The sequence below is a fragment of the Pseudomonas sp. Sample_16 genome (genome assembly GCF_004307665.1).
In the GTDB taxonomy this organism is placed as follows: domain Bacteria; phylum Pseudomonadota; class Gammaproteobacteria; order Pseudomonadales; family Pseudomonadaceae; genus Aquipseudomonas.
The window spans coordinates 1-2,203 of record NZ_RCOB01000150.1 but is presented as its reverse complement, the minus strand read 5'-3'; the positions used below and the strand labels follow the sequence as shown (position 1 = coordinate 2,203).

2 protein-coding genes and 1 tRNA gene are annotated in these 2,203 nt (G+C 61.6%); all 3 read right to left on the bottom strand.

Annotation, left to right across the window (positions count from 1 at the left end):
* Positions 1 to 3: 3 nt before the first annotated feature.
* Positions 4 to 79 (bottom strand) — tRNA-Val (locus D8U69_RS20325).
* Between the two features lie 129 nt (positions 80 to 208).
* Complete coding sequence (locus tag D8U69_RS20320; protein ID WP_056853698.1) at positions 209 to 982, bottom strand: SDR family oxidoreductase; 774 nt, start codon at positions 980 to 982, stop codon at positions 209 to 211.
* Complete coding sequence (locus D8U69_RS20315; protein ID WP_130905369.1) at positions 979 to 2,190, bottom strand: O-succinylhomoserine sulfhydrylase; 1,212 nt, start codon at positions 2,188 to 2,190, stop codon at positions 979 to 981. The genes D8U69_RS20320 and D8U69_RS20315 overlap by 4 nt, the downstream gene beginning before the upstream one ends.
* Positions 2,191 to 2,203: the final 13 nt, after the last annotated feature.

Genomic DNA, 2,203 nt, shown 5'->3' with positions numbered 1-2,203 from the left:
AAGTGGTGGGTGATGACGGGATCGAACCGCCGACATTCTGCTTGTAAGGCAGACGCTCTCCCAGCTGAGCTAATCACCCGTTTGCATCTCCGAGGCCGCGAAATTTACGCAGGTAGCGAACCTAAGTCAATAGCAGGATTGAAGTTTTTCTGAAAAAGACAAAATCGTTTCAATCCGGACAATCTCGCCAACAGTCCGACCGCTGGAGTTACTCGCTGTAAATCATCTTCTTGGTCATGCCGCCATCGACCACGAATTCCTGCCCGGTGACAAAACCGGCGTTCTTCGATAGCAGCCAGGCCACCATCGCCGCCACGTCCTCGACCGTCCCTACCCTGCCCGCTGGATGCTGGGCATGATCGGCGTCGGTCAACGGCTCGGCACGGCGCACGGACGGGTCACGTGCATCGATCCAGCCCGGGCTGACGGCATTGACCCGAATCTCCGGGCCAAGGCTGATGGCCAGTGCATGAGTCAGGGCCAGCAGACCGCCCTTGCTCGCCGCGTAAGCCTCGGTATCAGGTTCCGATTGCCCGGCGCGGGTCGAGGCCAGGTTGACGATCGACCCGTTGTGAGCACGCAGATACGGCGCACAGTGCTTGGCCAATAGCATCGGCCCACTGAGATTCACTGCCAGCACCCGATTCCAGTAAGCCAGGTCGAGGCTTTCCAGGGTGATGTTGTGCGGATCGGCCACCGCCGCGTTGCACACCAGCGCATCCAGCCGCCCGAACTGCCCCAGCACTTCGGCCACGCCCAGGGCCACCTGACCTTCGTTGGAAACGTCCATGGCGATGAACCAGGCGTTGTCGCCGAGCGCTTTCGCCACTTTCGAACCGCGTTCACGATCCAGATCCGACAGCACCACTTGCCAGCCTTCGCTGATCAACCAGGCCGTGATACCCAGGCCAATGCCCCGCGCAGCGCCGGTCACCAGCGCCACGCGGCCGTTGGAGCCGGTTGGCGTCGACAGCTCGATCACAAGGCAGCCAACCCGCGCGCCAGGTCGGCTTGCAGGTCTGCCACGTCTTCCAGACCGACCGCGATGCGGATCAGGCTGTCACGGATACCCGCCGCTTCACGCTCTTGCGGCGCCAGACGGCCGTGAGACGTGGTGCTCGGATGGGTAATCGTGGTCTTGCTGTCACCAAGGTTGGCTGTGATGGAAATCAGGCGCGTCGCATCGATAAAGCGCCAGGCGCCCTCTTTGCCGCCCCTGACCTCGAAACTCACTACAGCCCCGAAACCTTTCTGCTGCCGCAGCGCCAGCTCGTGTTGCGGATGGCTCTTGAGGCCGGCGTAATGGACTTTTTCGATACCGTCCTGTTGCTCCAGCCATTCGGCCAGCTGTTGGGCGTTGGCGCAATGCGCCTTCATCCGCAGGTTCAGGGTTTCCAGGCCCTTGAGGAAGATCCAGGCGTTGAACGGGCTGAGAGTAGGCCCGGCAGTGCGCAGGAAACCGACCACTTCTTTCATCTGCTCGCTGCGACCGGCTACCACACCGCCCATGCAACGACCCTGGCCGTCGATGAACTTGGTCGCCGAGTGCACGACGATGTCCGCGCCCATTTTCAGCGGCTGCTGCAACGCCGGGGTGCAGAAGCAGTTGTCGACCACCAGCATTGCGCCTTTGGCGTGGGCGATTTTCGCCAGTTCGGCGATATCGACCAGTTCGGCCAGCGGGTTGGACGGCGATTCTACGAACAGCAGCTTGGTGTTGGCCTTGATTGCCGCATCCCAACCGGACAAGTCAGCCAAGGCTACATAATCGACTTCAATGCCAAAACGCTTGAAGTACTTCTCGAACAGGCTGATGGTCGAACCGAATACGCTGCGCGACACCAGCACATGATCGCCAGCGCTGCACAGGCTCATCACCACCGCCATGATCGCCGCCATGCCCGTGGCAGTGGCCACGGCTTGCTCGGCGCTTTCGAGGGCGGCGATGCGCTCTTCGAAGGCGCGTACGGTCGGGTTGGTGTAGCGCGAGTAAACGTTGCCCGGCACTTCCCCGGCGAAACGCGCAGCGGCATCGGCAGCGGTGCGGAACACGTAGCTGGATGTGAAGAACATCGGATCACCGTGTTCGCCTTCCGGCGTACGGTGCTGACCGGCACGTACGGCCAGGGTATCGAACGCTACGCCTTCGAGGTCGCTGTCCAACCGACCGGCATCCCAATCCTGACTCATGCTGTCACTCCTT